Genomic DNA, 1,776 nt, shown 5'->3' on the forward strand with positions numbered 1-1,776 from the left:
TGCCGCTGCGCCCGCTGCCGCTGCGCCCGCTGTCGCCGGGACCGCTGCCGCTGCGCCCGCTGTCGCCGGGACCGCTGTGGCCGGGACCGCTGTGGGAAACGGCGCCCATGCCGGGCACGCGCGGGCGATCACCGACGGCGGAACGCTGCCGGCCCGGCTTGTGGTACTGCTGGCTGCGGCATCCGTTGCCCTTGCGGCCAGCGCCGTGCGGTCGGCGCGCCGCCCCACCGGGTCGGGGGGTCGAGCCGGCCACGCTCCGACTGGAGTCGGCCCAGCACCTGAGTATGGCGCTGGCGATGACGTTGATGGCTGCGGGGATGTTCCTGCCGCTGACCGGTTGCTGACGGATGCCGGGCACCCCCTGGCCGGGAGGAATCCGCAGCCATGATCTCACCATCACACGACCCGGCCGATAGCACAGTGCCGCCAGGACCGATCACACAGGACCGGTCACACGGGATCGTGCCGACACGTCGAGCGGTGCGGCTAACTCAGGAGATGCGCCGCCGCATCCGTTGGATCGCCGCACTGGTCCGGGTGCCGGCTGCCGTCCGCCGCCCGGATCTCCTGAGTTAGCCCCAGGGCGCAACCCTTACCGGTACATAACTACTGCAAATCTGGGCCCGGCCGAAGCCGTTGCCTGTGCTCCGGGGGCCGTGAATCCGCTACCGGCGGGGCCACTCGGGCGCCGGGGCACCCAGGCTGTCCGTGCCCGCCGGGCGGATGAAGGGTGCGGCTAACTCCGGAGATGCGCCGCGGCATCCGTGGGATCGCCGCAGTGGTCCGGGTGCCGGCTGCCGTCCGCCGCCCAGATCTCCTGAGTTAGCCCCGAGGCGGCCCGCATCCAGCCACCCGCCCCCGCACCCAGCCACCCGCCCCCGCCCCGCGATTAGACTGATCGGATGCCCGTCATCGAGATCAGCGACCTCAGCGATCCGCGGCTTTCGGACTACGCCCATCTCACCGATGTGGCACTGAAAAAGGCGCGCGGCACCGAACACGGCCTGTATATAGCCGAATCGGCATTGATTCTCGAGCGGGCCCTGCGCGCCGGACACCGGCCGCGGTCGGTGCTCACACTCGGCAACACCGCCCCGGAGGCCCGCGCCCTCGTCGGCGAGGACGTGCCGGTCTTCGTCGGCCCGGGGGCGCTTCTCGCCGAGCTCACCGGCTACGTGCTGCACCGCGGCGTGATCGCCTCGATGCACCGGCCCGAGCTGCCCGACCCGGAGTCGCTACTCGCCGGCGCCCGTCGCATCGTGATCCTCGAGAATGTGTCCGACCCCACGAACGTCGGCGCGATCTTCCGCTCCGCCGGGGCCATCGGCGCCGACGCGATCCTGGTCACACCGCACTGCTCCGACCCCTTCTACCGTCGCGCCATCCGCGTCTCGATGGGCACCGTGCTGCAGGTGCCCTGGACCCGCGTCGGCGACTGGCCGAGTACCCGCGCGCTGCTCACTCGGCACGGTTTCCACCTCGCCGCGCTCGCCCTGACAACGGATGCCGTGAGCCTGCGCGACTTCCCCGGGCACGAGCACGAGCGGCTGGCGCTGCTGCTCGGCGCGGAGGGTGAGGGGCTCACCCCGGACGCATTGGCGGCCTCCGACACCGTGGTGCAGATCCCGATGAAGCACGGCATCGACTCCCTCAACGTGGCCGCCGCCAGCGCCGTCGCGATGTGGGCGCTCTCGGGCTGACGCCCCGCCTGCCACACCCGAACCTGCACGGCTCACCGCCGCACGCCACACCCGCACGCCACACCCGAACCTGCAC

Annotated in this window: 2 protein-coding genes; one reads left to right on the plus strand and one right to left on the minus strand. The window is 72.0% G+C overall.

All coding sequences use genetic code 11. The features are described 5' to 3' along the window. Nucleotides 1–397: hypothetical protein (locus CXY82_RS00090; RefSeq protein WP_199180822.1), on the minus strand; the 397-nt coding region annotated here is incomplete at its 3' end. A 505-nt stretch (nt 398–902) separates the two neighbouring features. Between CXY82_RS00090 and CXY82_RS00095 the strand changes: the two genes are divergently transcribed. Continuing rightward, nucleotides 903–1,700: an RNA methyltransferase gene (locus CXY82_RS00095; protein WP_104169151.1), complete on the plus strand. Its 798-nt coding sequence runs from the start codon at nt 903–905 to the stop codon at nt 1,698–1,700. The last annotated feature ends 76 nt before the right edge of the window (nt 1,701–1,776 follow it).

This window comes from Cryobacterium sp. M23, from assembly GCF_002929655.1.
GTDB lineage: Bacteria > Actinomycetota > Actinomycetes > Actinomycetales > Microbacteriaceae > Cryobacterium > Cryobacterium sandaracinum.

Bases quoted from the DNA above. Each gene is read 5' to 3' on its own strand.
- CXY82_RS00095 (WP_104169151.1), top strand. From the start codon at position 903: ATGCCCGTCATCGAGATCAGCGACCTCAGCGATCCGCGGCTTTCGGAC.